Genomic DNA, 24,075 nt, shown 5'->3' with positions numbered 1-24,075 from the left:
GCGCCCTCGGCGGCCGATGAACAAAGTGAGTCAGGTGCTGGTCCATGCGAGCGACAGCTCCGTCAGGCGCGCGCCGAGCGCGGCCTCCAGTTCGGCGGGCGAGCACACCACATGGCAAAAGTCGATGCTGCGAAGACGGTCCACGTTGTCCAGTTCGATGCGCCGCGGGCGCAGCGTGACCCAGTCGTGTGGCGACTGCGTCACCACCACCGGTTCGGTGTCACATGCAAACACGATGCCCGGAATGCCGAGCTTGCCGGCCTGCGCAAACATGTTGGTCGGCAGCGTGTCGCTGAAGCCGAAGGCGCACTTGGCCACCGTGTTGCTGGTGGCCGGTGCGAGCACCACGGTGTGATAGACGTCGTCGTACAGCATGCCGACCGGCACGGCACTCGCGGTCTTGTCGCGAAAGATGCGAAAGCGCTGCCGCAGTTCGTCGAGCGGGAGCTTGTAGATGGAGAGCACCTCTTCGGCTGCGGCCGAGAGGAACAGGTCGCACGAGGGCAAGCGCGCCGCCAGCGCGAGCGATTCGGTCAGGAAGTGGCCTGAGCCGGTGATGCACCAGGCAAAGCGGGAGCGCGGCGCTGTGTCAGCGGGCAGGGAGTCTTCGTCACCCTGCAAGGACAAAGCGTCACTCGGGATGCGAGATTTCGATGTGGAGCTTGTGGAGCTTGCGGTAGAGGGTGTTGCGGCTGACATCGAGCGCCTTGGCGACATTGCTCACATTCCAGCGGTGCTGCTCGAGCATCTGCAGCAGCACCTGCCGTTCGTTGGCCTGGATCGGGTTCAGTTTGAGAGGGGCCGAGGCATTCTCGGCAGAGGCATGCGCGAGCGGCGCGCTCGCGCTGGGCGGTGCGACCAAGGCAAGTGGCACGGCCAGCACGGGTGCGGGGGCGGCGGCGCTGTCGTGCAAGGCGGGCAGGTGCACGGAGTCGATGGTGGCGCCATCGGCGAGTGCAGCTGCGGTGCGCAGCACGTGGCGCAGCTGGCGGATGTTGCCGGGCCAGGCGTAGTCCATCAGCATGCGCTCGGCTTCGGCGCTGAGCGTGGTGCCGTGGCCGCCTTCGGCTTCGAGCACGCCGCGGATCAGCTCGCGCTTGTCGGTGCGCTCGCGCAGCGCGGGCAGCAACAGCTCGATGCCCGACAGGCGGTAGTACAGGTCTTCGCGGAAGCGCCCTTCGCGCACGAGCTCGGGCAGGCGCTGGTGGCTGGCGCTGATGAGCTGGAAGTCCACCGGGTGGGTGTCTTCGGTGCCGAGCGGCGTGACCTGGCGTTCGTCGAGCACGCGCAGCAGGCGGGCCTGCAGGTCGAGCGGCATGTCGGCAATTTCGTCGAGGAACAGCGTGCCGCCATCGGCCTGAAGGATCTTGCCGCGGCGGCCGGTGCGCTGGGCTCCGGTGAAGGCGCCGGCACGGTAGCCGAAGAGTTCGGATTCGATCAGCGTCTCGGGCAGGCTGGCGCAGTTGATGGCAACGAACGCACCGCCCGCATGCGGGCTGGCCTCGTGCACGGCACGTGCGAACACCTCTTTGCCGGAGCCGGTTTCGCCGCACAGCAGCACCGGCGTCTGGCGTGCGATCACGCGGCGCGCGGTTTCCAGGTGGGCCGACAGGCGCTGGTCCTTGAAGGTGGGCGACTGTGCTGCGGCACGCGATGAAGCCAGGCGCGGCGCGGGGCGCGACACCGCCGGAACCGACGACGTGCCGGCGGACGAGGCAGCCGCCGCCGACAGCGTGCGCACCGGTGTGTCTGACTCGGTGGCCGGCCGGCGCGCGACCGCGAAGAAGCGCAGGGCCGCATTCGCGCGGAAGGTCACGATCGGGTGGAACGACGACTGCGTGCTTCGCTGCAGCATGTCTTCGAGCGAGGTCTGGAACAGGTCTTCGATGTGGCGCGAGCGGATCTCGTCGACCGACTGCAACCCGAGCTGGAACAGCGCGCTGCGGTTGGCCGCGAGGATGCGACCGTCGTCGCCCACGGCGAGCTTGCCTTCGTGCAGCGTGTAGACGAACTCGGGCCGGCTGTGGAAGTGCAGCGGGTGCGCATTGCGGAAGCGCCGGTCGATCAGGCGGTTCTCGATCATGCGGGCCGTCATGCCGAGCAGCACCAGCAGGTGCTGCTGCATCATGCTCGAGCGGCTGCTGACGTCGAGCACCGCGGCGATGTGGCCGGAGGGGTCGTACACCGGCACGGCCGAGCAGGTCAGCTGCGTGAACTGGGTGAAGAAGTGGTCTTCGCGGCGAACCGAGATGGGTGCAGCGGCAGCGAGGCAGGTGCCCATGCCGTTGGTGCCGGCCTCGGTTTCGCTCCACATGCCGCCGGGGCGCAGGCCCAGCGGGCCCATCTCGGCGGCGAACTCGGTGGAGGTGACCATGTGAACGATCACGCCATCGGTGTCGGTAAGCACGACGGCAGAGTCGGCGTCGGCGAGCTGCTGGTACAGCGTGGTCATCTCGTAGCGGGCGCAGTCGATCACGTCGGCCTGGCGTGCGCGCCGCTCTTCGAGCGCGGTGCGGCTGATGACAGCGGGCTCGCGGGCCTTGTCGGGGTGCAGCCGGTATTCGTTGAGGCAGCGGCTCCAGGAGCGTGTCACCACGTCGTTGGCCGACTCGTGCAGGCCGCTTCGGACCACGTCCAGGACATGCTCTGCATGTCGATCGTCACCCGTTCGCAACACCAGGGTCATGTGGGTCTCCAGAGTCCGGGGCCGGCAGGGTCATTAGGCCGGCAGAAGGCCGATTCTGGTGGGATATCGGCCGGTGCATACCCGGTGAAACGATGAGTCGATCGCTTCGATTTCGTAGTTGCTTTTCGACGGCATGCCGGGTGGCCTGCTTTTTGCGATCCGCCCCTTGATTCTGAACAGACTGCGCGCACGTGCATCTGTAAGGTTTTCATCCAAAAACAACCCGGAGACTCGATTGAACAGCCACAGCCGCCCCCTGAGCGTCGCCCTGAACGGACCGGCACATTTGACCGATTCGACCACCAGCCTGGACATGATCTTCATCGAAGGCCTCACCGGCGAAACGGTCATCGGCATTCACGAGTCTGAACTCCACCGACCGCAACCTCTGGTGATCGACGTGCATGCCGGCCTGCCGCGCGCACGCGCCTGCGACACCGACCGCATCGGCGACACCATCGACTACAGCGTCGTGCGCGAACGTCTGCTGCGCCTGCTGGCTGAGCACCAGCTCAAGCTGCTCGAAGCGCTGGCCGAAACCGTGGCCGACATCCTGCTCGACGAGTTCGGTGCGAGCTGGGTCCGCGTGAAGATCGTCAAGCCGCGCAAGTTCGACGACGTGGCCTCCGTCGGCGTGCAGATCGAACGCGTGGCGAGCCCTGTTTCTGCGGCAGGCCGCTCGGCCACCGTCGTGCAGCTGCTCGGTTCGGGCATGGTGGTGCCCGGCGAAAAGAACTCTGCACCGCACAACAAGCCTTAAACGACCCGCCCCTGAAACAGCAAAGCCGACCCGGTCAGGGTCGGCTTGCATAGAGCTAGTTTCTGGCTTGTTTCCGAGATCGTCGGGATCAGCCAGCAGCGAACGGGTGCGGGCTCGAACCCTTCTTGGCAACCACTTCAGCAGCAGTCGGCGAGCCGGTGACGGCACGCTTGATCGACTCCTTGACGGCCTGGTAGTTGTATTGCTGGATCTTCTTGTCGTCTTCAGCCAGCCAGTGGATGAAGACGCCGACGCAGATGAAGAGGTTGTCGGCTTCGGCTGCGGGGATGGTGCCGTCTTCGACACAGTCGGCCACGGCCATGGCCACGCCGCGCTGTGCAGGGCCGAACATCTGGACGGCCTGCTTGGCGCCCTTGATGGTGACCTTGTTGAACATCACGGTTGCGGGTTTGGTCAACAGGTTCGGGGCCACCACTGCGAGCAGCGAAGTGAAACCGTCCTTGTTGTTGGTCAACGCGTTGGCGAACGCGGCTTCGGCAGGGCTGCCACGCGGTCCGATGAGCAGGTCGATGTGGGCAACTTCATTGCCGTCTCCGACGAGCGACTCACCGACCATCATGCGATCGATCTTGGCCATAGTTTTGTCATCTCCTGTTAGCGGTTCTAGGGACGTTCCCGACACTGGCGAGACGCCAGTGCTTCAAGGCTGTTATCACGTTCCGTGCCATCAAGTGCACAGGCCGGAGATCATCAGCGTGGCCACCGTCAAATCGGCGCTCGTACCGGGGTTGATACCCCGTGCCTTGAGTGATTCGTCCCACGCGGTGAAGGCCGGCGACACATCGGTGTCGGCGACGCCGCGCCACGCTTGCGCCGAGGCCATGACAGTGTGTGCCACGGCCTCGCCGTGTTTCCGAACAATGTGTGAATCGGGAAACGCCCCGACCAGCGCGACGTAAAGCTGCTGCACGGATGCGGTGGTGGCGGCGTCGGGCGACTCGCAGCCAGCACCCGTCGGACATGCAAAGCGCGGACCCAGCGCCGGCAGCGCCATGTTGAACAAATCGGCATAGCCATCTCGATATTGCCGCGCAATCAGGTCGCGCCCGGCGGACAGGGCCATGGCCGCGCGCAGGTCGATGGTCGGCGCGTCGTGCACGTCTTCGGCTGGCGCCTTGCCCAGGCCGCCCGGGTTGGCCCGCACGATGGCGCGGTAGGCGTGTTCGGCATCGGCCACGGTCAGGCCGGCCAGCACCTCGCTGATGGCACCGCGCAACGCGGCGGGGCTCGTGGCCTCGGGCCGCCGCTCTGCCGCCACCGCGACCGGCGCGCACAGCAGCAGGATGCCGAGGTTGGTGTTGCAGTGCGCAACGGCCCAGCTCGCCTCCACCGCCGCCTCGATGCGCTCGCCGACGCTGGCGCCCAGCCTGAACAGCGGCTTGGCCGCAGCGCGAGCGCTGTCGATGAACATCGAGGCCTCCATGCGGTGGCCGGCGGAATGCAGGCTCACGTTGCCCGGCTTGCGCACGGCCACATCGAGCGAGCACGCACAGAGAAAACTCGCCTTCGCGCGCTCCATGGCCACGTGCGCGGCGCGACTCACGCTGCCCTCATGCGCGGCGCTCGGCCGCCTCGTCGTCGAGCGTGCGAAGGGCAGCGCACTTGCGGTCGAGCAGGTCGTCGACGATGGCGCGGGCGATGTTGAAACCCGTCACGCGCTGCAGGCCACGCCAGGCCGCCACGCCGTTGACCTCGATCACCTGCGTGCCTTGCGCGGAGGGGATCAGGTCGACACCGGCGTAGTCCATGTCGAGCGCGTGGGCGGCTTGCTGCGACAGCTGCGCGAGTTCGGGCGTGAGCTCGGCCGGCTCGCAGCGCGCGCCTTGTGCCACGTTGTGGATCCAGTTCTCGCTGACGCGACGCATCGCAGTGACTGCGCGACCGCCGATCACCAGCACGCGCCAGTCGTAACCCGGCGTGCTCACCGGCGGCACGAAGCGCTGCAGGTAGGCGAGCGACCCGTGGCCCTGGCTCAGCACCGGCAGCGTGTGGTGCACGCCGTTCACCTCGCCCACCAATTGCAAGCCCTTGCCTTGCGAGCCGAACAACGGCTTGAGCACGAGCGCGTGGCCGGCCGCGCCTTCGCGCACGGCGATGCGTTGGGCATGCGCCTGCGATTCGGTGGCCCAGGTGGGTGGCGTGGCCACACCGGCCGCATGCAGCAGCAGGCTGGTCATCGACTTGTCGACACTGCGCTCGATGGCACGCGCATCGTTGTAGACCGGCACGCCGAGTTCGCGCAGCGCATGCAGCACGCCGAGCCGCTTGGTGACTTGCTCGAAGCTGCCACCCGCCACACCGCGCACCAGCACCGCGTCGGGCAGCTCGCGGCCGAAACCCGGGAGCACGAGGCCGTGCCAGGAGGCGGTGGTGTCGATGTGGCAATCGGCCAGGTCGATGCAACGGCCAACGGCGCCACGCGCGCGCAAGGCCGCTTGCAGCTGGCGCGTGTGCCAGCCGGTCTCGTCGGCCATGATGGCCACACGCAAGCTCATGTGAAGGCCCGCCACGTGATCCCGGGGAACGCCGGGGTCCCCTCTTCAAGGGACACAGCTTCGGGCAAGGTCTTTTTGGACGCAAGGATCGCGAAGAAAGACGCAAAGCTCGCAGAGGAATACAAGGCTTTCCTTGCGACCTTTGCGTCTTCCTTTGCGTTCTTTGCGTCCAAAGAAAGCGTTCGAATGGGGAGATTCGGCATCACGCCTCCTGAAGCCAGAGCCGGCGGAGGAGCGCCATGTTGAGGCCGCCGCCGTGCCAGGTGTTGCCGCTGTCGATGTTGCTGACCCACACCTCGGCCGGCGCGAAGAGGCCGGGGTCGATCTTGTAGAAGTCGTAGCCGGCTTCCTTGAAGATGTCGGTGAACGAGCGGCCGTGGTCGCGCGAGTTGGTGGACGGCAGTTGCTGCGCGAGTGCGCGCGCGGCGTCGTCGTCGCCATGCACGGTGAGATGCACCTTGCCGCCGTAGAGGATGGCGTCGTTCGTGCGGCCCATCGCCAGGCTGCCGTCGGGCGTGGGCGATGGCAGCGGCGCAGTGGCCGTTCCCTCGACGATGTGGCCCAGCGCAAAGCCCAGCGTGTGGGCCTTGTGCAGCGCCGTTTCGAGCACGCGCGCGACGATCTGCGTCGTGCCGGCGATGCTCGAGGTCGGCGTGAGGATGATCGTCAGCGCCTCGGGCTTCAGCGCGCAGTCGTGCAGCAGCTTGTCGATGATCACCTTGGGCGGCGGGCGGTCGACCTCCATCACCAGCACACCGCTGTCGCAGCGATCGCGGTAGCCGAGTTCCTTGAACAGGTCTTCCTTGCCGGCGAGCGAACGCGCCGGGCCGGAGCCGAGCGAGAAGAACTTCTTGCCGCCGGTTTCTTCTTTGGTGGCCGCGAGGCTCCAGCCGGCGTACTGGCTGCCGAGGCAGGCCAGCACCGGCTTCGAGCTGCGCACTTCGATCCAGGTGGGCCAGCTCTCGAGGCCACTTGCGTGCAAGCCGGCCTGGCCCAGCCCCCCCATGCAGATCTCGCCGATCAGCAGGCCGGCGGACACGCTGCCACGCACGTCGATGCCCGCGTCGACGATGCAGACGCCGCTCTCGTCGCGGCGCACCGCCACTTGAAAGGCCTCGGCCTCGGCGATCAGGCGCTGGACCAGCGGAAGCGCACGCGCGTTGACGCTCAGCGTCGTGGCCGCGAGCGGCGGAGTGGTGTCGGTCATGGGGGTGTCTCCAGTGTGTCCAGCAAGGCCTCGCGGGCCTGTTGCAACGCGGCCCTCACCTCAACCGCATCGGCCCCGCTCGCGCTCAGGCTGCACAGCGGGTCGCCGGCTTCGAGGCGGGTGCCGGCGCGCGGCAGATCATGGGCATGGGGCCAGGTGCTCAGGCGGCGCGCCGCCGTGTCGTCGATGAGCCCATCATGGCGCGCAAACACGATCTCGGTGCCTTCGACATGATCGGGCTCGCCACGCGGTGCGGGCAGCGCGTCGTGCAGGCAGGCTTCCACGTGCGCCGCCATCAGGCCGTCACCGTACAGGGCCATGCTGGCGGGCGGGCGGGGGTTGACTTCGAGCACGGCGATCTCGTCGGCATCGAGCATGAAGTCGAGGCTGCACAGACCACGCAACTCGAACTCAGCGGTCAGCGCACGCACGGCGGCCAGTGCGCGCGATGCCGCGAGCGCGGGCAGCGTCACCGGCCCCACAGCGCCGCAGAACACGAAGGGCCGCGTGCCGAAGTGCCGCACCGTCAGCTCGTTGAAACCGAGGATCACCGCCTGGTGGCCGTTCGCCACGAAGGTGGCCGACATCGGCACGCCCGGCGCCTGCTGCTGCAGGTAGTGGTGCGCGGGCATCTCGGCCACGCGGCGCGGCGTGGCACGCCACACATGCCAGCCGCCGCAGCCCAGCGCGTCTTTCACCAGCCACTGCGTGCCGTCGTCCGGCAGCGTGCGCGCGAGGGCACCCAGCCGCACCGGCGGATAGTGAATGCCTTGCGGCGCGAGAAAGCCGAAGAACTGGACCGGGTCGCGCACGCGGCACACCGCCGCCGCCGAGGTGCCGACCAGCGGCAGCAGCGCCGCCGCTTCGGCGAGCAGGCCAGGTCGGCTCTCGAAGCCGCTGCCGGCCACCCAGCCGCTCACGTCACCGCGCTTCGCCAGCTGGCGCAAGGCCGAGAGCGTTCGCTCGTCGTCGATCGTGAGCGAGGCGGGTTCGCCCAGGCTCATCCATTGCGACGCGGCCTCGCGGGTGTCTGCATCGCCGAACAGGTCGAGCGCCACCACGTCGAACCCATCGCGCGCCGAGGCCTCGGCCATCATGCGGGCGGACAGCGCCGCCACGGCGATCGTGCCGGCAGGGTGCGCTGGGTTCAATCCGACTCGCCGGACCCGCGCTCCGCAAGAAACGCCCGCGCCGTGGCGAACGCCTCCGTGAAGCCGAGCACCAGTGCCTTCTTGTTGGAGTCACGCATCTGCACCAGCAGGCGGTGCTGCGTCTGGTACTTCACGTTGCCGATCGCGAGCGCACCGATGCCCACCGCGGCCGTGCCGGCCAGCGCCTTGCCTTCGTCCATCACGCCCACGCCCGCAATGCCTTCGGGCGGAACTGCATTCACGTCGGCCGCGACCTTCAAGCGCTTGGCTTCTTTCAGATCGTCTGCCGTGACGACCTGCACGCCGGCGGCTGCGCACGCGAGCACCACGTCGGCATCGGCCAGAGAAGCGCGCACCGCGGCATGGTCGGCGCCCGAGACGCCATGCATCGTCACCTTGAAGCGCGTGGCGGTTTCATGGGCGCCCTCTTCCGCTGCTGCCGCACCGCTGCGGCTCGAGAGCGACACGAGCGCACCCTCTTGCGCAGCGATCACGCCGGCGATGCGGCCCACCGGCCCGAGGCCACCGAGCACCACCACGCGTTGCCCTTTGAGGCCATGCCCATGCTGCTTCTGCAGTGCAGCCTCGGTGCAGGCCACCATGGCCGCGGCCGTGGTGTAGGCACCGCTCGGGTCCGCCATCACCGAGACGATGAAGGGCTTGACCATCGAGGCGGTGGCACGCTCCATCATGTCGGCCGCAAGCATTGCGTTGCGTCCGCCGATGAAGATGCCGGTGCGTGCCACGCCCTTGGGGCCGCGCGAAAAGATGGCGTCTTGCGTGAGCGCGGTGATGCCATCGAGCTCGACGTCGCAATACGGCGCGAGCACCTGGTAGCCGGCGTCGGCGGCCATGTTGACGTCGAAGGGGCTCATCTGCTTGCCCGGCGTGAACATGTGGAGGATGTAGGGGCGGTCCATGGCGGTGTTTTCTTGGATGTTTGGTTGTTCTCGGATCATCAGGCGGTGCCGGCGTGCTCGCTGAGCACCGCCCCGCGGTTGAGGCCGGCGACGATGCTCACGGTGAGGCCGGGTTCGAGAAGGTTCGCGGCGCGCAATGCCTGCACGGCCGCTTCGGCGCTCGCCTGCGATGGCAGGATCGCAAACCCCGTCGGGCCCCATGAGCTCTGGCCGATGGCAGCGCCGTGTTCGAGGGACTTGTCTGCGCCACGCAGCTCGCGCCCCGCGTCGGCGATGAACTGCACGATGCGCCCCACCGCCACGCTCGTGTACGCGCCCCCTTGTGCGGGCGCAAAGTGGTTGCCGAGCAGCTGCTGCACGCGGTTGATGCCAGCCGCGAACGGCGCGAACTCGCCGCTCGCGGCACCGGGCAGCACGCGCATCAGCACCTGGTGGCAGATGTCGGCCGACTGCGTCTGCGGCAAGGGCTCCAGCGTGGCAATGGCCTTTTTCTCTTGCGTGCCCGACAGGCCGCGGTGGCGGTCGTCCTGAACCACCACCACCCGCCACGCGTCAGGAAAGGCGATGCGCGACAACAGCGGTGCTGGCATGCCGTCGACACCGGGCCCACCGTCCACCAGCAGGCCGCCCTGGTCGAAGCCGGCGATGCCGATGCCCGAGCGCAGGCCACGCGCCAGCCAGTGCGCGAGCGTCATGCTGCTCAGCTGCAAGCCGTGCCAGTGTGCGAACACGCGCCCGATGGACAACGCGAGCTGCGTGCCCGAGCCGAAGCCCGCATGCGGCGGCAGCACGCGCGAGAGCTGCAGGCGCAAGGGTGTGTGCAAGCCGGTGTGCTCGCGCAGCAAGGCCAGGTAGCGGCTGGCGCGTTCGATCTCGACCTGCGCGCTCGCGTCGCCAGCGACGACTTCGTCGACAGTGGCGGCGCTCAGCTCGACCTCGGTCCCGATGCCGTCGATCACCAGCCCGAGGCTGCCGAAGCGGCGGCCCAGGGTGCCGGCCGGGTCCAGAAACCCGAGGTGCAAACGGCCCGGCGCGCGCAGCGTCAACACACGGCGGCCGTCAGTGCGCATGGCGTCTCTTCATGAGGGCGGATCGGGCTTCGGCAGGGCGTGTGGCAGCGGACATTCGCGCGTTGATAAGCAAGCCCCGTTCCGCACAGGTTTACCCGGAGAAAGCGGGGTGCGAGCCCCATGAAAAGACCCTGCGCCTGTCCCGGCAAGGTGACACAGTGTCATGGCCTCGCCTGACGTGCGGCGCGAGACGACCTGCCCGCCGAACTGCCGTCTCGCGTACCGAACTCAGTCGTACTTGATGTACTTGAAGCGCGGATCGTCGGGCGTACCTTCCAGCGCCGAGCCTTCCACCGCGCCGGGCTGCCACATCACCACCTCTTCGATCTTGGCGGCGAGCGCGAAGTCTTTCTCGGTGATGCCCTTGGCCGCGTGGTTCATCAGCTTCACGGTGACGAAGGCATATGAGACGGTGAGGTCCGGGTGGTGCCAGGCCGCTTCGGCCAGGTGGCCCACGGTGTTGACCACCATCAGCGTGCCCTTCCATCCGCCGGTCTTGTACTTGCGGCGAATCCAGCCGTCTTCAAAGGTCCAGCGGGGCAGCTCGGCCTTGAGCCGCTCCTCGACCTCCTCGGGCGGGTACACCTCGTCGGGGGTTTTCTTGCGCCATTGCGTCATGTCGGTCTCCTCGGGTTGTCGTGCGGGATCTGAGGCAGGGTTCACGGCCTTGATCTTCTGCGCCGCACCGCACAGCATCATTGCTCCACCGGAGCAAACACTGTGCGCAGAAGGGTCTGGAACGTTGTCGTCGCATCTGCCGTGCTGGGCTTGGGCAGCCGCCGGGCGTGGGCTGCGCGGCTCACTGCCGAGCAGGTGCGCGAGCGGCTCGCTGCGGCGAGCGCGCAAAGCCCGGTCGACCTGTCGGACCACGATCTCTCCGACCTCGATTTGAGCCGCCTCGATTTCCGGCAGGCGCGGCTCACGAATGCGAACCTCTTCGCATCCAAGCTCGTGATGAGCAAGTTCATCGGCACCGACCTCACGCGCGCCAACCTCAACGGCGCGTGGTTGATGGGTGCCGATTTCAGCGGCGCCGCGCTGATGGGCAGCAGCATGCTGAGCGTGGTGGTGCTGGGCGGTGAGGTGAAGACGCCGCCCAACTTTGCCGGCGCCGACCTGAGCGGCGCGCGCATCATTGCCGACTTCCCGGGTGCCAACCTGCGCCGCGCCAAGCTCGTCAAGACCAACCTCGGCGTCAACATCAAGAACCAGGGCATGGGGCAGATGCGCACCGACCTGTCGGGCGCCGACCTCACCGAGGCCAACCTCGAAGGTGCGGACCTCAACCGCTCGCTGATGGCCTTTGCCAAGCTCGCTGGCGCCAACCTCCGCGGCGTGAATTTCTTCAACGCGAAGATGGCCGGTGCGGACCTGCGCGGTGCCGACGTGACCGGCGCCGACTTCACCGATGCCGACCTCGACGGCACGGTGTTCACCGACGCGAGGGGGTTCGACAGCGCGAAGGGCTTGGGCAAAGTACGGCGCTGAGGCCGCTCGGCGACGTGCGCGGCCTGGCAGGGCAAGATAGCGCGCATGCCGACCGATCACACCCTGCACATCCGCCCCCTCGACTCATCGGACGCCAGCGAGTACCGGGCCTTGATGCTCGAAGGCTACGAGCTGGCGTTCGACGCCTTCACGTCCACGGCGGCCGAACGAGCCGCCAAGCCCCTGGCCTGGTGGGAGAACCGCGCCCACGACCCGAAGGGCCTGGGCCAGGCCTTCGGTGCATTCCACGACGGCGCGCTCGTCGGCACGGTGGCCGTCGAATACTCGGCGAGGACCAAGACGCGGCACAAGGCGCTGGTCATCGGCATGTACGTGTCGCCCACAGCGCGCGGACTCGGTGCCGGCAAGGCCTTGCTGCAATCGGCCATCGAGCACGCACGCGCACGGCCCGAAGTGAAGGTGATGACACTCACGGTGACGCACGGCAATGCCGGGGCGACGCGCCTGTACGAGTCAGCCGGCTTTCAAGCCTTCGGCCTGGAGCGCATGGCCCTCTTCAACGGCACCGAATACATGGACAAGCTGCACATGCAGCTGATGCTGGATACCCCATGACACTCGCGTCCAAGCCCTACTTGCAAACCGTCTCCATTCGACCGGATGCCGAGATCGACTTCGATGTCTACCCGTTCACCATCCCTGCGGTTCGCGAACTCGGGCACCTGGAGCTGCACCCCGACGTCACCTTCTTCGTCGGCGAGAACGGTGCCGGCAAGTCGACAGTACTCGAAGGCATTGCGCTGGCGCTCGGCTACAGCCCCGAAGGCGGAACGAAGAACTTTCAGCTGCGCACCGCAGAGTCGGAGTCTTCGCTGCACGAGGTACTGCGCCTGGCGCGCAGCTTTCGCAAGCCACGCGACGGCTACTTTTTGCGGGCCGAGAGCTTCTACAACGTGGCCACCTTCATGGACGAGACGGGTTACCTCGGTGGGTATGGCAACAAGTCACTGCATGCGCGGTCGCACGGGGAAGCGTTCATGACCCTGCTCACCCAGAAGTTCAGCGGTCGTGGTCTGTACCTGATGGACGAACCGGAAGCTGCGCTGTCGCCCAACCGGCAACTTGCAGCGCTCACGGCCATCCATCAATTGGTGCAGGACGAGTCGCAATTCATCATCGCGACACATTCGCCGATTCTGCTGTCATACCCGCGCGCAAAGATTCTGCAGTTCGATGGCTCGGGCATCACCGAAGTGGCGTTCGAAGACACCGAGCACTACGCCGTCACACGGGATTTCCTGAACAACTATCCGAGGCGGCTGGAACAACTGCTGGCAGATGAGTGAGTGCTTCACCTGCTCGCATCCGAGCAATCAAGCCATTCGGTGGGGCTCGCCGCTGAATGCCAAGAAGGGCACGCTTCGCCACAGAATTGCGGTGCAGGGGTGAAACCGGGTGTGTGCTGTCGTTCACGGAGAATGTATAAACCGACGCCGGTGCAACGATCTGTGCACGGCGCGTGCTTTACCCATCCCATGAGCCACGACAGTCCCAACGACCCTCGACCGATCACCGAAGCGCGCCTGCTCTCCATGGTGAATGCGAGCGGCGACAGCTTCTGGGAGTCGGACGTGCAACGCCGCTTCGTGCACATCAGCGACAACATGTGCCGCATGATGGGCTACGCACGGGAAGAGTTGCGCGGCCGCTCGGTGCTGGAGTTCATGACGCCGGAGTACCGCGACGAGATCATTCGCCACGCCACGCAACGCGGCACCGCGAACGATGCGCCGGCGAACATCGGGCCGATCCGCCACGAGGGCGAGTTCTTCCGCAAGGACGGCTCGCGGCTGTGGATCGAGACCGTGTCGGTGCCGGTGTTCGATGACGACGCGGTGCACATCGGCTACTTCGGCATCACCCGCGACATGACCGACCGCAAGCTGGCCGAGCACGCGCTGCGCGATGCGAACCGACAGCTCGAAGACCAGCTTCGCCACATCAACGAGCTGCATGCGCGGATGCGCGAGCAGGCCATTCGCGACGACCTGACCGGCGTGCACAACCGGCGCCACTTCGTCGAGGTGGCCGAGAACGAAATCGAACGCGCGCGCCGCGACGGCACGACGCTGTCGCTGGTGATGCTCGACATCGACCACTTCAAGAACGTCAACGACGCGCATGGCCACTCCACCGGCGATGCGGCGCTGCAGGCCGTCGGCTCGATGCTGAGTGCCACCACGCGCGCCGGCGACCTGGCGAGCCGCCTGGGCGGAGAAGAGTTCGCGGTGCTGCTGATGGGCATGGACCACGAAGGCGCGATGGAGCGTGCCGAGAGCTGGCGCTCCACGCTGGCCGCGATGACCATCCTGGCCGACGGCGCGGCGTTGAGGCTCACCGCCTCGTTCGGCGTGGCCACCTTCCCGCAGCAGGCGGGCACGCTGGTGGAGCTGATGAAGGTGGCCGATGCGCGCATGTACCGCGCGAAGTCGCTCGGGCGCGATCGGGTGAACGGCGAGAGCGTCGGATAGCGCAACGCAGAGGCGTCGCGGGCAGCCTTCAGGGACCGGTATCTGGCTGCGTAGCCGCAAAGCGCAGGCGCACCGTCGTACCGGCACCGGGCGCGCTGTCGATCTCGACTGACCCACCGAGCAGCCGCGCGCGCTCTTCCATGCCGAGCAGGCCGTGCCCGCTGCGATCCACACTCGGGTCGAAGCCGGCTCCGTCGTCGGTGACGGTCAGCATCCAACCGGCGGCGTCGCGCCGCAGCGCCATGTTCACGTGGGCCGCCTGCGAGTGGCGGCGCACGTTGTTGAGCGACTCCTGGGCCACGCGGAAGACCTGCGTGGCGGTGTCCGGTGCCAGGCTGTCGGCGGCGGTGTCGACGTCGGTACGGCACGGCGTGCCGGTGGCCTTGGTGCATTCGGACGCCAGCCATTCCAGCGCTGCGGCGAGGCCGCCATCCAGGGCGGGCGGGCGCAATTGCTTCACGAGCGCACGGAGGCCGCCGGCCAGCTGGTCGATGCGGTCGAGCAGCAGCTGGAAGTGCTCCATCGCCGGCGGCCGCTCGCTGCGCGCATGTGCCTTCAGCACCGAGGCCTCCATGCGCAGCGCAGCCAGTTGCTGGCCCATCTCGTCGTGCAACTCACGCGCGATGCGTTTGCGCTCTTCTTCGAGCACGCGCGTGTTGTGCTCACCGAGCCGACGCAGCGTCTGTTGCGAGGCTTCGAGTTCCGAGGTGCGATCGGCCACTGCGTGTTCCAGGCGCCTGCGGTCGGCTCGCTGCCGCCGGTTCATGACGAGGTTCGCAAGCCACCAGAGCAGCACCAACCCGGCCACGGCGGCGAGCTTCGCTGGCGGCGACAGCCACCATGGCGGCGCGACGGTGAAGGCAACGCGCAGCGGCGGGCCGGCCTCGATGATGGAGCGCCCGTACGCCGCCCGCGCCTCGAGCACATGAGCGCCGGCATCGGACGATTCGATCGTCACCACATTGCCTTCGATCGCTTCCCACGTGGTGCTGCCATCCAGCCGGTACTCGACGTGCAGCGCACCAGCACGGCCGATGTTGGGCGTGGCCACCGTGAGCTGCAGGTGGCGATCGTTCCAGGCAAGCTCTCTTTCTCCCACAGCGGCCATCTTGCTGCCAACCCGCAGCGTCTCGATCCGCAGCACCGCCGGCGCTTGCTTCGCAAGCGCTGCACGGATGCGCGTGACTCCGGCGCTGGTGCCGATCCACGCCGTACCGTCCGCCTCCAGCAGAACCGCGTTGCCGTCGACGTCATCCCACAACAGCCCGCTCGTGCGATCGCGGTGCGACCAATGCGTGCCGTCGAAGACAAAGACGCCCTGGTCGGTGCCGAACCAGATCTTGCCGTCGGGCGCGGTGTTCAGGAAGTACGCAGTCGGACCACCGAACGATGCCAGATCGACGCGGCGCTGAAGCCGTGCAACGCCCTCGCCGTCCAGCGTGTAGATGGCCAGGCTGCCAGGTTCGAACGCCCAGAACTCGGACGGGCTGGCAAACGTCCCATACCCATAGACCTCCACCAACTGCCCGTACTGGTCGCGCATAGGCGCCCAGGCTCCATCGACGATCCGCGAGGCACGGTGCTCGCTGATAAACCATTCGGTCGCTCCCGCTCCCGATCCGGAGACTGCAATGCCACCCACCCATTCGCGGTCCGGCAGGCCGCTTGCGACCGGTTCGCGGCGCGGCCCCGAGGCCGAGACGACGACTCGATCAACACCGTTGCGTCCTGAGACGTAGATGCCGCCATCGCTGCCCCGGATGACTTGGCTCAGCGAAGGGTCGCTGAAGACCTCTTCGGCGCGGGTGGCGCCAGCCTTCAGCCGCATGACGCGAACTCCTTGGACCCACCACAGGTCGCCGCCCGCATCGAGGGCCAGCGAGCCGACTTCTGCGCTGTGAGAACCAGGCGATGGAGAGAGCAACGGCTGGAAGCGCTGCGTGGCCTCGTCGAGCCACGCCACGCCCCCTGCTGTGCCGACCCACAGACGGCCGCGGCCATCGCGTGCGAAGGAGAAGGCGGCCGGTGCCGGAAGCCCGAGCGCCGGCGTCCAATGATCGGCCTGCTGGTAGCCGACCCAGTGGTGCAAACCGCGGCCATTGGTTCCGAACCAGAGTTCCCCATCGGCGTCGAACAGCAGCGTGCGCACGAGGGTCTCGGGCAGGCCCTCCTTCGGCGTCCACTCCTGCCACCGGCGGCCATCCCACCGGGCGAGGCCTGCATCGGTGGCGGCGACGATGCTGCCTGTGGTGTCCTCGACCATCGCCGCCGTGCTCGTGAACCGGCGTGCCGGTGGGGCCTCGACGGCGCTGAAGCGCCGGTCGCCTGGCCGCAGGCTGGCCAGCCGATCGGTGCTGCGTGCCCAGACGCTGCCGTTGCGGCCGATCACCAGGTTGTTCCACGTCTGTGCGGGCAGGCCTTCGGCCTCGCCCCAGGTGTGAAGCACACCGCTGCGCCATTCGCACAACCCGTGGCCACAGCCGAACCAGAGAGCCCCGTTGCCGACACGCAGCGGTCCGGAATCGGCACCCACGCCTTCCGGCGGTGCCGGGAACGCCGGCGTCGGCACCCGCTGCCCGATCGGCGCCGTCTCTTCGGACGCCGTGACGTCGATCGACCAGATCTGACTCTGGCGATCGATGGCGTAAACGATGCCGCGCTCATCAATGTCGAGGCGTTGCCCCGGCTCGACCGCGATGCGTGCTCCGCTGGACCGCGTCACCGGGGCCCAGTCCGGCGCGCCGTCCTTTTGGCGCCGCAGGAACAGGCCATCTTCCGTCGCCACCCAGAGCCTGCCGCGAGCATCTGCCTTCGCGGCGAGCACCGACGCCCTTTCGGAGCCCGGCGCCAGCGGCTCGCGGCGAACGCGGAAACCGTCGAAGCTGAACAACCCGTTCTCGGTGCAGAGCCACAGCGTGCCGTCGGGTGCCTGGGTGAGGCACCTGACGGTCATGTTGGTCAGTCCGGCGGACTGTTGGTAGTTCTCGAACACCGCATGCTGCGCATGCGCCGCCATGGCGACCCCGAACAGCAGGAGCGCCGCGAGCGCTGCCTTGCCGCGCTCAATCGACCAGGCCATGCCTCAGCGCGTAGCGCACCAGGTCGCTCAGCGAGTCCTGGCCCAGCTTTTCCATCAGGCGCGCCTTGTAGGTGCTGACGGTGTTGGCCGCGAGGTGCAGTTCGGTGGCGATGTCGGTGGGCGCCTTGCCCTTCACCAGCGCGATCAGCACCTGGCGTTCGCGGGCCGACAGCAGCGCCATCGGCTCTGCCTGCGTCTGCTCGGCGCGGATCAGCTCGGCGCTCAGCGACGGATCGACATAGCCCTTCCCGGCGGCAACGCGGTGGATTGCGTCGAGCAGCTGTTCGGGCGAGACATCTTTGGTGAGGTAGCCGAGGGCGCCTGCCTTCAGCGCGCGGCGCGCGATGTGCGGGTCGGCATGCATCGTCAGCACCAGCACCGGCAGCTTCGGATGCGCAGCGACCACCCGCTCGATCAGGTCAACGCCGGTGCAACCAGGCATCAGCAGGTCCAGCAGCAGCAGATCGACCCCGCCGGCTTCGAGCCCGGTCAGCACCTCGGAGGCCGACGCCGCCTGGCCGGCGAGCACCAGTGCGTCGTCGAGCTCGAGCATCTTGCGCAGGCCCTCGCGCACGAGCGCGTGGTCGTCGGCAACGAAGACGCGGGTCTTGGCCGCACCAGGTGAAAAGGTGTTCATGGGCGCCCCCCTGGGCGGGTAAATCGGTGTAGTGATCAGTCTACAGGATGTAGGTCACCTAGTGTTTATAGGTATGTGGCAACAAAACGTTGGAATCTGAGAAAAAATTCCATCGACATGCGTCGATCTATTTGTAGATAATTCTCTACACGATTGGCAGTAACTCTACACCACGAGGTCTCCATGTTCAGCTTTCCGTCTCCGCGTCACCCCTTCGAGATCACTTCTCTCACGGCAGCCTCATCGCCGCTGGACACCACGCTCTCGAGCCGGTCTTCGCAGTCTGCGAACCGGGCGCGCCCCGTGTATCGCTTCGGGCGCTGCGAAGTCCGCGTGGCCTCGCGTGAGGTGCTGGTCGACGGACAGCTCCGGCCGCTGCAGCCGCGGCCCTTCGATCTGCTGATCTGCCTCATCGAAAGCCGCGACCGCGTGCTGCACACGAACGAGCTGCTCGACGAGATCTGGCGCCAGGCGATCGTGCAACCCGGCTCGCTGGCCGCCGCCATCACGCGAGTGCGCAAGGCGCTGGGCGACACCGACCTGGGCGTCGGCCAGATCATCCGCACCTACCCGCGGGTGGGCTACCGCTTCGTCGCGAAGCTGGACGGCGAGATGCGCTGAACGACGCGCCGAACGCGCCGATTCGAGCCCAGCCTCCCCCAACGGAAACGCCATGAAGAACCGAACCCGGGCCGCCGCATTGGCTGCCACTTTTGCCCTGGCCAGTGCCGGCGCGTTCGCCCGCTCCGAAGTCTGCATGGACGTGAGCGACGCGCAGATCGCCGCCCTGTTCGATGGCTGGAATGCATCACTGCAAACCGGCGACGCGAAGCTGGTGGTGGCCCGGTATGCACAGAAGTCGGTGCTGCTGCCGATCTTGTCTGACTCGCCGCGGCTGACGCCGCAAGCGAGGGAAGACTACTTCGTGCACTTTCTCGCGCGCAAGCCGGTCGGCCACATCGACAGCCGCAGCATCGAGATCGACTGCAACACCGCCATCGACACCGGCCTCTACTCCTTTCGCTTCGGCGACGGCAGCGAGTTGAAGGCCCGCTACACCTACACCTACAAGCGCTTCGGCAACCAGTGGCTGATCACCAGTCACCACTCTTCGGTGCAGCCGAAAAACTGACCGCATCGAGACCATGATGAGCCGCCGTATGTACCGGACGGCCGTGCGGTTGCGCGGTCGCGGTCTCACCACTGCCCGAAAGATGGCGATCGCCACGGCGATCCTCGCGACTTTTGCCGGCGTCGAGTGGTGGGTCTATTGCGGCCGTGACATCGCCTTGCGCAGCCACCTCGTGGCCGGCACCCAGGCACTCACCGAGTTGCGCATGCGCATGGAGCAATACCGCGCTGAGCACCACACCTACCTGACGGTCGACGGCCACGTCGTCAGCCCCTGCGACGCCATCGCAGCCGCGGGAACGTTCACGCTGGCCTGCCCGACCTTGTCGGAGGCCTCGTACCAACTCGCCGCCACTGGCTCCGGCCCGACCACCGGCTTCGTCTACACGACTGATTCACAAGGCAACCGCAACACGATCCGTGTGGCCGATGGCTGGAGCCACGCCGCGCCGTATGCCTGCTGGGTCACCCGCGAGGACGAATCGTGCTGATCAGCGCAGGCCCCATGACGGCGCCAGCCCACAACGATCGACGTGCCGCCACGCCTGCAGCACGCGCGATCACGACGTTAGCGGCTCACGCCGAGCCCGCAGTTTCAACCAGGCAACGAGGTAACCCGATGCAGATCTCCCAACGTTCAGCGCTGCGCCGCTGGCTTCGCACCACCCGATGTGCCATCGGTCTGGCAGCACTTTCGCTGCTGGCCGCGCACTCGGTGCGCGCCGAGATCGTCGTCGGCCAGGTCGCGCCCTTCAGCGGCCCGCAAGCCGTCACCGGCAAGGCCGTTCGGGCAGGCGCCCAGCTCTACTTCGACTCGGTCAATGCACGCGGCGGCATCAAGGGCCAGCAGATCCGCTTCGTTACCCGCGACGACGAGCAAAAGCCCGAGCAGACCGTGCGCCTCGTCAAGGAGCTGATCGAGAAGGACGCCCCGGTGGCCCTGCTGGGCACCGTCGGCACGAGCAACTTGGAAGCGCTGGCCGCGGACGGCGTGCTGCCGCGCACTCACGTCACGTTGATCGGTGCAGTCTCCGGCGCCGCCTCGGTGGCCCGTGCCGACGGCATGCTGGTCGTCAAGGCGAGCTACCACGACGAGGTCGCTCGCCTGCTCAGCCAGTTGTCGCACCTGGGACTGCGCCGCATCGGTCTTGTCTACCAGGACGACGGCCTCGGCAAGGACGTGCTGACCGGCATGGAAGAGTCCGCCGCGCGCTTCGGCATGACGCTGGTGGTGCGCGCCGGCTATGCGCGCAACACGGTCGACGTGAAGGGCCCCGTCGAGCAGATGCTGAAGGCCGCTCCGGAGGTGGTCCTGATGGGCGCGACGACCGCGGCGGCCATCGAGTTCATCCGCCAGTACGACAAGGCCGGCGGCCGTGCCCTGCTGTACGGCATGTCGATCATCGACACCGACGCGTTGCTGAAAGGGCTGGGCGCGCAGCGTGCACGCGGCTATGCATTCAGCACCGTGCTGCCGCAGACCTCGCAGCAGAGCCGTCCGGTGGCACGCGAATACCAGGCGTTGCAGGCCGTGGCGCGCAACCCCGACTTGTCGGTCCGCTCGATGGAAGGCTTCATCGCCGCCAAGGCACTCGTCATGTCGCTCGAGAAGACGCCTCGCTTCACCGCCGACGCGGTCGGCACCGCGCTGCGCACGGCCGCGCCGTTCGACGTCGGCGGCTACGTGCTGGACTTCAGCACCCCGAAACGCAACGGCTCGCACTACGTGAACTTCGGCATCTTCGGTGCCGACGGACGCATCGTGCAGTGACCTCCTCCCTTCAATTCATCTGATCGCGAAAGGCCAAATCATGCGTCTCCTCAGCGCCCTGTGCACCATCGCCTGCTGTTCGTTTTCCATGGGCAGCCAATCGGCCGAGCCCGACCTCGTCGGCAGCACCATCTTGCTCGGCCAATCGGCACCCTTCAGCGGGCCGTCGTCTCAGCTGGCCACCGAGTTCAACCTCGGCGCACGCACCTACTTCCAGTCCGTCAACGAAGCCGGCGGCGTGGCCGGTCGCAAGATCGAGCTGCGCACACGCGACGATGCCTACGACCCCACGCGCACTGCACAGAACACGCAAGACCTGATCGAGAAGGACGGCGTGTTCGCGCTGTTCGGCTACATCGGCACCTCGACCACGCTCGCAGCGCTGCCGGTGATCAGCGCCGCACAGGTGCCGCTGTTCGCGCCGTCGACCGGTGCGGCCGCCTTGCGCCAGCCGTTCAACCGCTACGTCTTCAACATCCGCGCGGGCTACGACCAGGAGGCCCAGCACATCGTCGATCAACTGAGCGTCACCAACCTGACGCACATCGCGGTGTTCCACCAGACCGACGCCTTCGGTGCGGCCGGCCTGGAGGCAGTGACCCGCGCCCGTGCCAAGCGCAACCTGCAGCTGGGCACCGTGGCATCGATCGAGCGCAACAGCACCGACGTGGGAGCAGCCGCCAAGACGCTGGTCGCCGCGCACCCCGATGCCGTCGTGCTGGTCAGCTCCTACGTGAGCAGCGCCGCGCTCGTCAAAGAGATGCGCAAGGACGGCTACAAGGGCCAGTTCGTGAGCCTGTCTTCGGTGGGCGGCAAGTCGCTGGCCGATGAACTGGGCAATGCCGGCTCGGGCGTGCAGATCTCCGAGGTGGTGCCGTTCCCCTGGGGCGAGGCGAACGCGCTCCAGCGCGAGTACTCGCAAGCCATGCGCAAGGCCGGCGTGCCAACGCACAGCTTCGGTTCGATGGAAGGCTTCATCGCCGCGAAAACAATCACCGAGGGCCTGCGCCGCGCAGGCCACGCGCTCACACGCGCCAAGCTGATCGCCGCGCTGGAATCGATGCACGACTGGGATGCCGGCGGCTTTCACGTGACCTTCGACGCGAACAACCACAACGGCGGCCATCTCGTGGAGATGACCATGATCGGCGCCGACGGCCGCTTCGTGCACTGAGGCAGGCAACGCGCCATGGCAGTCATCGAAAGACGCCGGCTGAAGTTGCTGGCGCAGAACCTGACGGACGTCGACCAGGCACGCATCGCGGCCTTCCTGCGCGTGAGCAGCGCCCGCTTCTACTGCCGCTGGGAGCTGGTACCCGAGGGCGATGCCCACCTGCTGCTCTCGGGCTGCGAACTGCCGGACAGCCCAACCGACGAGACGCCGGTTCTCACCGTGATGGACCCGCAGATCGGGCGGCCCGACGATCGCCTGGTGCTCGTGCGACCGCTGGAGTACGAGCCCTTCGTCGAAGCCTTGTGCGCGCTGGAGGTTCGGCTGCTCGGGCTCGAGCCGTCACCGCCCTCCGGGCTCACCTGGCTCACCGCGCAGCCGCTGGGCGAGGTCACGCCGGTGCTGTTGCCCGCACTGATGCCTGGCGCACTGTGCCGTCTGCGCCGCTGGCCGCCGGTGGCGATGCTGCAGGCGCACCGCCACAACCGTCGGCTCGCAGGTTTCATGGCCACGCGCTACATCGGCCTCGACGAACTGGCCCACCTGACCGACGTCGACCGCCGCCAGTGCGAAGAGTTCGCCGAGGCGCTGCTCGGTGCCGGCCTGCTCGACGTGCAACCGGGGCGACAGGCCAACCGAGGCCACACCACGGTGCCTGAATCGTCGGCCGGTTTCGGGCTGTTCAAGCGCATCCGCCGAGGCCTGGGGTTGGGCTGATGAACGACTTCAAGATCGTGTTCACCGGCCCGCCAGGCGTTGGCAAGAGCACGGCCATCGCCGCGCTGAGCGACATGCCGCCGGTGCGCACCGAGGTGCGCAATGCCGATGCCAGCCTGGGCCCGACGCACACCACCGTGGCGCTGGACTTCGGCCAGGTCGATCTCGGCCGCGGCCAGTCGGCCCGCCTGTTCGGCACGCCGGGGCAGGCGCGCTTCGAGTTCATGTGGCGCATCGTCGCGGCCGATGCGGCGGGCGTGGTGATCCTGATCGACAACTCGCGCGTCGACCCGCTGGGCGAGTTCGTCGCCTACCTCGAGGCGTACCGCGATCTGCTGCCGCAGATGACCTTCGTCGCCGGCATCGTCCGCACCGAGGTTTGCCGCCAGCCGTCGGCAGACGACTACGTCCAGCAACTCACCTCGCGCGGGCTCGCCTTTCCGGTGCTCGAAGTCGACGTGCGGCGCCGCGACGACGTGCAGGTGATGGTCGACATGCTGCTCACGAAGGTGCGCTCACGCCTGTGAAACGACGCCTCGCATCAGCTCCGTTCTCGGTTGCCCCGCCCTCCGACTCTGCACTGGCCGATCAAGCACTCGGTGTCGTGCTGGCCCTGCTCGTCGACCTCGACGGCACGGCTGGCATCTTGGTCGCGAGCGCCGACGGCGTGCAGCTGGCCCACGGCGGCCGGCTGCACGGCGACCCGGAGCGGCTCGCCGCCATGGCGAGTTCGGTGGCCGCGCTCAGCGATACCGCTGGCCGCGAAACCGGCATCGGCTCGCCACGGTGCACCGTGATCGAGTCGAACGACGGCCGGCTGGTCGTGCGCGGCATGCCGCTACGCGACCGCGCCGTCGTCGTGGCCGTGCTGACCGGCCCTGATCTGCCGCTTGACCGGGTCAGCAACAGCATGGCCACGGCCGAGGCCCGGGCCGCCCTCCAGCGAGGCTGAGGCGGACAGGGCCCGGCTGGCACATCACGGCCGCCAGGTCAGCGTGGTCTTCTTGTTGATGTCGGTATCCGAGCCCACGTTGGACGTCGGGTCCACGAACCCGGACCGCGTGCCGCTGCTCAGATTCAACCCAGTCCCCCGGTACTCCACATCCCCCACCAGGTTCAGCGTGCCCGACGCCCCCTGGTTCGGCTCGAAGAAGCCCAGCGGGTAGAACGTGGTGCGCACCTGCGCCGAGCCCGACACCGTGAAGGCGTTGTTGCCCCACGGACTGCCGCTCACCCCGATGACGCTCAAGCCCCCCACTGTGCCGCCGGTGACCGACCC

At 67.5% G+C, this 24,075-nt stretch carries 27 protein-coding genes; 13 read left to right on the top strand and 14 right to left on the bottom strand.

What is annotated here, in order from left to right; all coding sequences use genetic code 11:
• Nucleotides 1–30: 30 nt before the first annotated feature.
• From AC1DYS_RS24100 to AC1DYS_RS24090, 3 genes are read right to left on the bottom strand one after another with little or no spacing between them, the layout of a single operon-like run.
• The gene (locus tag AC1DYS_RS24100) at nucleotides 31–699 is read right to left on the bottom strand and encodes a flavoprotein (protein ID WP_477903872.1); all 669 of its coding nucleotides are present in this window, start codon (nucleotides 697–699) and stop codon (nucleotides 31–33) included.
• Entirely contained in the window at nucleotides 632–2,686 is a 2,055-nt protein-coding gene (locus AC1DYS_RS24095) for a sigma-54-dependent Fis family transcriptional regulator (RefSeq protein WP_477903870.1), read from the bottom strand. The genes AC1DYS_RS24100 and AC1DYS_RS24095 overlap by 68 nt, the downstream gene beginning before the upstream one ends.
• Nucleotides 2,687–2,719: 33 nt before the next feature.
• Entirely contained in the window at nucleotides 2,720–3,010 is a 291-nt protein-coding gene (locus AC1DYS_RS24090; RefSeq protein ID WP_477903868.1) for a hypothetical protein, read from the bottom strand.
• Here AC1DYS_RS24090 and AC1DYS_RS24085 point away from each other — a divergent pair.
• Nucleotides 3,000–3,446, top strand: coding sequence for a dihydroneopterin aldolase (locus AC1DYS_RS24085; protein WP_477903866.1), 447 nt, complete (start codon nucleotides 3,000–3,002; stop codon nucleotides 3,444–3,446). The genes AC1DYS_RS24090 and AC1DYS_RS24085 overlap by 11 nt on opposite strands.
• Nucleotides 3,447–3,534: 88 nt before the next feature.
• Here AC1DYS_RS24085 and fae read toward each other — a convergent pair whose 3' ends face one another.
• From fae to AC1DYS_RS24045, 8 genes are all read right to left on the bottom strand, one after another.
• Nucleotides 3,535–4,044 (bottom strand): formaldehyde-activating enzyme, encoded by a 510-nt coding sequence (gene fae, locus AC1DYS_RS24080; RefSeq protein WP_477903864.1) that lies wholly within the window; start codon nucleotides 4,042–4,044, stop codon nucleotides 3,535–3,537.
• A 90-nt stretch (nucleotides 4,045–4,134) separates the two neighbouring features.
• Complete coding sequence (locus AC1DYS_RS24075; protein WP_477904170.1) at nucleotides 4,135–4,986, bottom strand: triphosphoribosyl-dephospho-CoA synthase; 852 nt, start codon at nucleotides 4,984–4,986, stop codon at nucleotides 4,135–4,137.
• A gap of 31 nt (nucleotides 4,987–5,017) precedes the next feature.
• Complete coding sequence (locus tag AC1DYS_RS24070) at nucleotides 5,018–5,962, bottom strand: ATP-grasp domain-containing protein (protein ID WP_477903862.1); 945 nt, start codon at nucleotides 5,960–5,962, stop codon at nucleotides 5,018–5,020.
• 202 nt (nucleotides 5,963–6,164) lie between these two features.
• Complete coding sequence (mch, locus tag AC1DYS_RS24065; RefSeq protein WP_477903860.1) at nucleotides 6,165–7,169, bottom strand: methenyltetrahydromethanopterin cyclohydrolase; 1,005 nt, start codon at nucleotides 7,167–7,169, stop codon at nucleotides 6,165–6,167.
• Nucleotides 7,166–8,320: an ATP-grasp domain-containing protein gene (locus tag AC1DYS_RS24060; protein WP_477903858.1), complete on the bottom strand. Its 1,155-nt coding sequence runs from the start codon at nucleotides 8,318–8,320 to the stop codon at nucleotides 7,166–7,168. The genes mch and AC1DYS_RS24060 overlap by 4 nt, the downstream gene beginning before the upstream one ends.
• Nucleotides 8,317–9,240: an NAD(P)-dependent methylenetetrahydromethanopterin dehydrogenase gene (locus AC1DYS_RS24055; RefSeq protein WP_477903856.1), complete on the bottom strand. Its 924-nt coding sequence runs from the start codon at nucleotides 9,238–9,240 to the stop codon at nucleotides 8,317–8,319. The genes AC1DYS_RS24060 and AC1DYS_RS24055 overlap by 4 nt, the downstream gene beginning before the upstream one ends.
• 38 nt (nucleotides 9,241–9,278) lie before the next feature.
• Nucleotides 9,279–10,310 carry a beta-ribofuranosylaminobenzene 5'-phosphate synthase family protein gene (locus tag AC1DYS_RS24050; RefSeq protein WP_477903854.1) on the bottom strand — a complete coding sequence of 344 codons (1,032 nt, stop codon included), beginning with the start codon at nucleotides 10,308–10,310 and terminating at the stop codon, nucleotides 9,279–9,281.
• Nucleotides 10,311–10,538: 228 nt separating this feature from the next.
• Nucleotides 10,539–10,928, bottom strand: a complete 390-nt coding sequence (locus AC1DYS_RS24045) for a 4a-hydroxytetrahydrobiopterin dehydratase (protein ID WP_477903853.1) — start codon at nucleotides 10,926–10,928, stop codon at nucleotides 10,539–10,541.
• Nucleotides 10,929–11,030: 102 nt separating this feature from the next.
• Here AC1DYS_RS24045 and AC1DYS_RS24040 point away from each other — a divergent pair, with 102 nt between their 5' ends.
• From AC1DYS_RS24040 to AC1DYS_RS24025, 4 genes are all read left to right on the top strand, one after another.
• A complete protein-coding gene (locus AC1DYS_RS24040) occupies nucleotides 11,031–11,798 on the top strand; it encodes a pentapeptide repeat-containing protein (RefSeq protein ID WP_477903852.1) in 768 nt (255 codons plus the stop codon).
• Nucleotides 11,799–11,843: 45 nt separating this feature from the next.
• Nucleotides 11,844–12,374: a GNAT family N-acetyltransferase gene (locus AC1DYS_RS24035; RefSeq protein WP_477903850.1), complete on the top strand. Its 531-nt coding sequence runs from the start codon at nucleotides 11,844–11,846 to the stop codon at nucleotides 12,372–12,374.
• Nucleotides 12,371–13,105 (top strand): AAA family ATPase, encoded by a 735-nt coding sequence (locus AC1DYS_RS24030; RefSeq protein WP_477903848.1) that lies wholly within the window; start codon nucleotides 12,371–12,373, stop codon nucleotides 13,103–13,105. The genes AC1DYS_RS24035 and AC1DYS_RS24030 overlap by 4 nt, the downstream gene beginning before the upstream one ends.
• Nucleotides 13,106–13,294: 189 nt before the next feature.
• A complete protein-coding gene (locus AC1DYS_RS24025) occupies nucleotides 13,295–14,290 on the top strand; it encodes a sensor domain-containing diguanylate cyclase (protein WP_477903846.1) in 996 nt (331 codons plus the stop codon).
• Between the two features lie 28 nt (nucleotides 14,291–14,318).
• Here the strand turns inward: AC1DYS_RS24025 and AC1DYS_RS24020 are convergent, their stop codons facing one another.
• Together AC1DYS_RS24020 and AC1DYS_RS24015 are read right to left on the bottom strand one after the other, a co-directional pair.
• Nucleotides 14,319–17,369, bottom strand: a complete 3,051-nt coding sequence (locus AC1DYS_RS24020) for a sensor histidine kinase (protein WP_477903844.1) — start codon at nucleotides 17,367–17,369, stop codon at nucleotides 14,319–14,321.
• The gene (locus AC1DYS_RS24015; protein WP_477903842.1) at nucleotides 17,353–18,006 is read right to left on the bottom strand and encodes a response regulator; all 654 of its coding nucleotides are present in this window, start codon (nucleotides 18,004–18,006) and stop codon (nucleotides 17,353–17,355) included. Before AC1DYS_RS24015 ends, AC1DYS_RS24020 begins: the two co-directional genes overlap by 17 nt.
• A gap of 183 nt (nucleotides 18,007–18,189) precedes the next feature.
• On the opposite strand from AC1DYS_RS24015, the gene AC1DYS_RS24010 reads away from it, so the two are divergent.
• From AC1DYS_RS24010 to AC1DYS_RS23975, 8 genes are all read left to right on the top strand, one after another.
• Entirely contained in the window at nucleotides 18,190–18,627 is a 438-nt protein-coding gene (locus AC1DYS_RS24010) for a winged helix-turn-helix domain-containing protein (RefSeq protein ID WP_477903840.1), read from the top strand.
• A gap of 52 nt (nucleotides 18,628–18,679) precedes the next feature.
• The gene (locus AC1DYS_RS24005; RefSeq protein WP_477903838.1) at nucleotides 18,680–19,138 is read left to right on the top strand and encodes a DUF4440 domain-containing protein; all 459 of its coding nucleotides are present in this window, start codon (nucleotides 18,680–18,682) and stop codon (nucleotides 19,136–19,138) included.
• A gap of 13 nt (nucleotides 19,139–19,151) precedes the next feature.
• Nucleotides 19,152–19,628, top strand: coding sequence for a type IV pilin protein (locus AC1DYS_RS24000; RefSeq protein ID WP_477903836.1), 477 nt, complete (start codon nucleotides 19,152–19,154; stop codon nucleotides 19,626–19,628).
• Nucleotides 19,629–19,756: 128 nt separating this feature from the next.
• Nucleotides 19,757–20,908 carry an ABC transporter substrate-binding protein gene (locus AC1DYS_RS23995; RefSeq protein WP_477903834.1) on the top strand — a complete coding sequence of 384 codons (1,152 nt, stop codon included), beginning with the start codon at nucleotides 19,757–19,759 and terminating at the stop codon, nucleotides 20,906–20,908.
• A 40-nt stretch (nucleotides 20,909–20,948) separates the two neighbouring features.
• On the top strand, nucleotides 20,949–22,082 hold the full coding sequence (locus AC1DYS_RS23990) for an ABC transporter substrate-binding protein (RefSeq protein ID WP_477903832.1): 1,134 nt from the start codon (nucleotides 20,949–20,951) through the stop codon (nucleotides 22,080–22,082).
• A gap of 15 nt (nucleotides 22,083–22,097) precedes the next feature.
• Entirely contained in the window at nucleotides 22,098–22,796 is a 699-nt protein-coding gene (locus AC1DYS_RS23985; protein WP_477903831.1) for a hypothetical protein, read from the top strand.
• Entirely contained in the window at nucleotides 22,796–23,323 is a 528-nt protein-coding gene (locus tag AC1DYS_RS23980) for a GTP-binding protein (RefSeq protein ID WP_477903829.1), read from the top strand. Before AC1DYS_RS23985 ends, AC1DYS_RS23980 begins: the two co-directional genes overlap by 1 nt.
• The gene (locus AC1DYS_RS23975; RefSeq protein ID WP_477903827.1) at nucleotides 23,320–23,748 is read left to right on the top strand and encodes a roadblock/LC7 domain-containing protein; all 429 of its coding nucleotides are present in this window, start codon (nucleotides 23,320–23,322) and stop codon (nucleotides 23,746–23,748) included. Before AC1DYS_RS23980 ends, AC1DYS_RS23975 begins: the two co-directional genes overlap by 4 nt.
• A 24-nt stretch (nucleotides 23,749–23,772) precedes the next feature.
• On the opposite strand, the gene AC1DYS_RS23970 is transcribed toward AC1DYS_RS23975, so the two are convergent.
• Nucleotides 23,773–24,075: hypothetical protein (locus AC1DYS_RS23970; RefSeq protein WP_477903825.1), on the bottom strand; the 303-nt coding region annotated here is incomplete at its 5' end.

Source organism: Rhizobacter sp. P2_G4, from assembly GCF_056403575.1.
The sequence above is the reverse complement of the archived record's forward strand: the minus strand, read 5'-3'. Positions and strand labels throughout refer to the sequence as shown.

Excerpts from the sequence above, each read along its gene's own strand:
- AC1DYS_RS24100 (WP_477903872.1), bottom strand. The coding sequence starts at position 699 with ATGTCAGCCGCAACACCCTCTACCGCAAGCTCCACAAGCTCCACATCG.
- AC1DYS_RS24095 (WP_477903870.1), bottom strand. The coding sequence starts at position 2,686 with ATGACCCTGGTGTTGCGAACGGGTGACGATCGACATGCAGAGCATGTC.
- AC1DYS_RS24085 (WP_477903866.1), top strand. The coding sequence starts at position 3,000 with ATGATCTTCATCGAAGGCCTCACCGGCGAAACGGTCATCGGCATTCAC.
- AC1DYS_RS24090 (WP_477903868.1), bottom strand. The coding sequence starts at position 3,010 with ATGAAGATCATGTCCAGGCTGGTGGTCGAATCGGTCAAATGTGCCGGT.
- fae (WP_477903864.1), bottom strand. The coding sequence starts at position 4,044 with ATGGCCAAGATCGATCGCATGATGGTCGGTGAGTCGCTCGTCGGAGAC.
- AC1DYS_RS24075 (WP_477904170.1), bottom strand. The coding sequence starts at position 4,986 with ATGGAGCGCGCGAAGGCGAGTTTTCTCTGTGCGTGCTCGCTCGATGTG.
- AC1DYS_RS24070 (WP_477903862.1), bottom strand. The coding sequence starts at position 5,962 with ATGAGCTTGCGTGTGGCCATCATGGCCGACGAGACCGGCTGGCACACG.
- mch (WP_477903860.1), bottom strand. The coding sequence starts at position 7,169 with ATGACCGACACCACTCCGCCGCTCGCGGCCACGACGCTGAGCGTCAAC.
- AC1DYS_RS24055 (WP_477903856.1), bottom strand. The coding sequence starts at position 9,240 with ATGGACCGCCCCTACATCCTCCACATGTTCACGCCGGGCAAGCAGATG.
- AC1DYS_RS24050 (WP_477903854.1), bottom strand. The coding sequence starts at position 10,310 with ATGCGCACTGACGGCCGCCGTGTGTTGACGCTGCGCGCGCCGGGCCGT.
- AC1DYS_RS24045 (WP_477903853.1), bottom strand. The coding sequence starts at position 10,928 with ATGACGCAATGGCGCAAGAAAACCCCCGACGAGGTGTACCCGCCCGAG.
- AC1DYS_RS24035 (WP_477903850.1), top strand. The coding sequence starts at position 11,844 with ATGCCGACCGATCACACCCTGCACATCCGCCCCCTCGACTCATCGGAC.
- AC1DYS_RS24030 (WP_477903848.1), top strand. The coding sequence starts at position 12,371 with ATGACACTCGCGTCCAAGCCCTACTTGCAAACCGTCTCCATTCGACCG.
- AC1DYS_RS24025 (WP_477903846.1), top strand. The coding sequence starts at position 13,295 with ATGAGCCACGACAGTCCCAACGACCCTCGACCGATCACCGAAGCGCGC.
- AC1DYS_RS24020 (WP_477903844.1), bottom strand. The coding sequence starts at position 17,369 with ATGGCCTGGTCGATTGAGCGCGGCAAGGCAGCGCTCGCGGCGCTCCTG.
- AC1DYS_RS24015 (WP_477903842.1), bottom strand. The coding sequence starts at position 18,006 with ATGAACACCTTTTCACCTGGTGCGGCCAAGACCCGCGTCTTCGTTGCC.
- AC1DYS_RS24010 (WP_477903840.1), top strand. The coding sequence starts at position 18,190 with ATGTTCAGCTTTCCGTCTCCGCGTCACCCCTTCGAGATCACTTCTCTC.
- AC1DYS_RS24005 (WP_477903838.1), top strand. The coding sequence starts at position 18,680 with ATGAAGAACCGAACCCGGGCCGCCGCATTGGCTGCCACTTTTGCCCTG.
- AC1DYS_RS24000 (WP_477903836.1), top strand. The coding sequence starts at position 19,152 with ATGATGAGCCGCCGTATGTACCGGACGGCCGTGCGGTTGCGCGGTCGC.
- AC1DYS_RS23995 (WP_477903834.1), top strand. The coding sequence starts at position 19,757 with ATGCAGATCTCCCAACGTTCAGCGCTGCGCCGCTGGCTTCGCACCACC.
- AC1DYS_RS23990 (WP_477903832.1), top strand. The coding sequence starts at position 20,949 with ATGCGTCTCCTCAGCGCCCTGTGCACCATCGCCTGCTGTTCGTTTTCC.
- AC1DYS_RS23985 (WP_477903831.1), top strand. The coding sequence starts at position 22,098 with ATGGCAGTCATCGAAAGACGCCGGCTGAAGTTGCTGGCGCAGAACCTG.
- AC1DYS_RS23980 (WP_477903829.1), top strand. The coding sequence starts at position 22,796 with ATGAACGACTTCAAGATCGTGTTCACCGGCCCGCCAGGCGTTGGCAAG.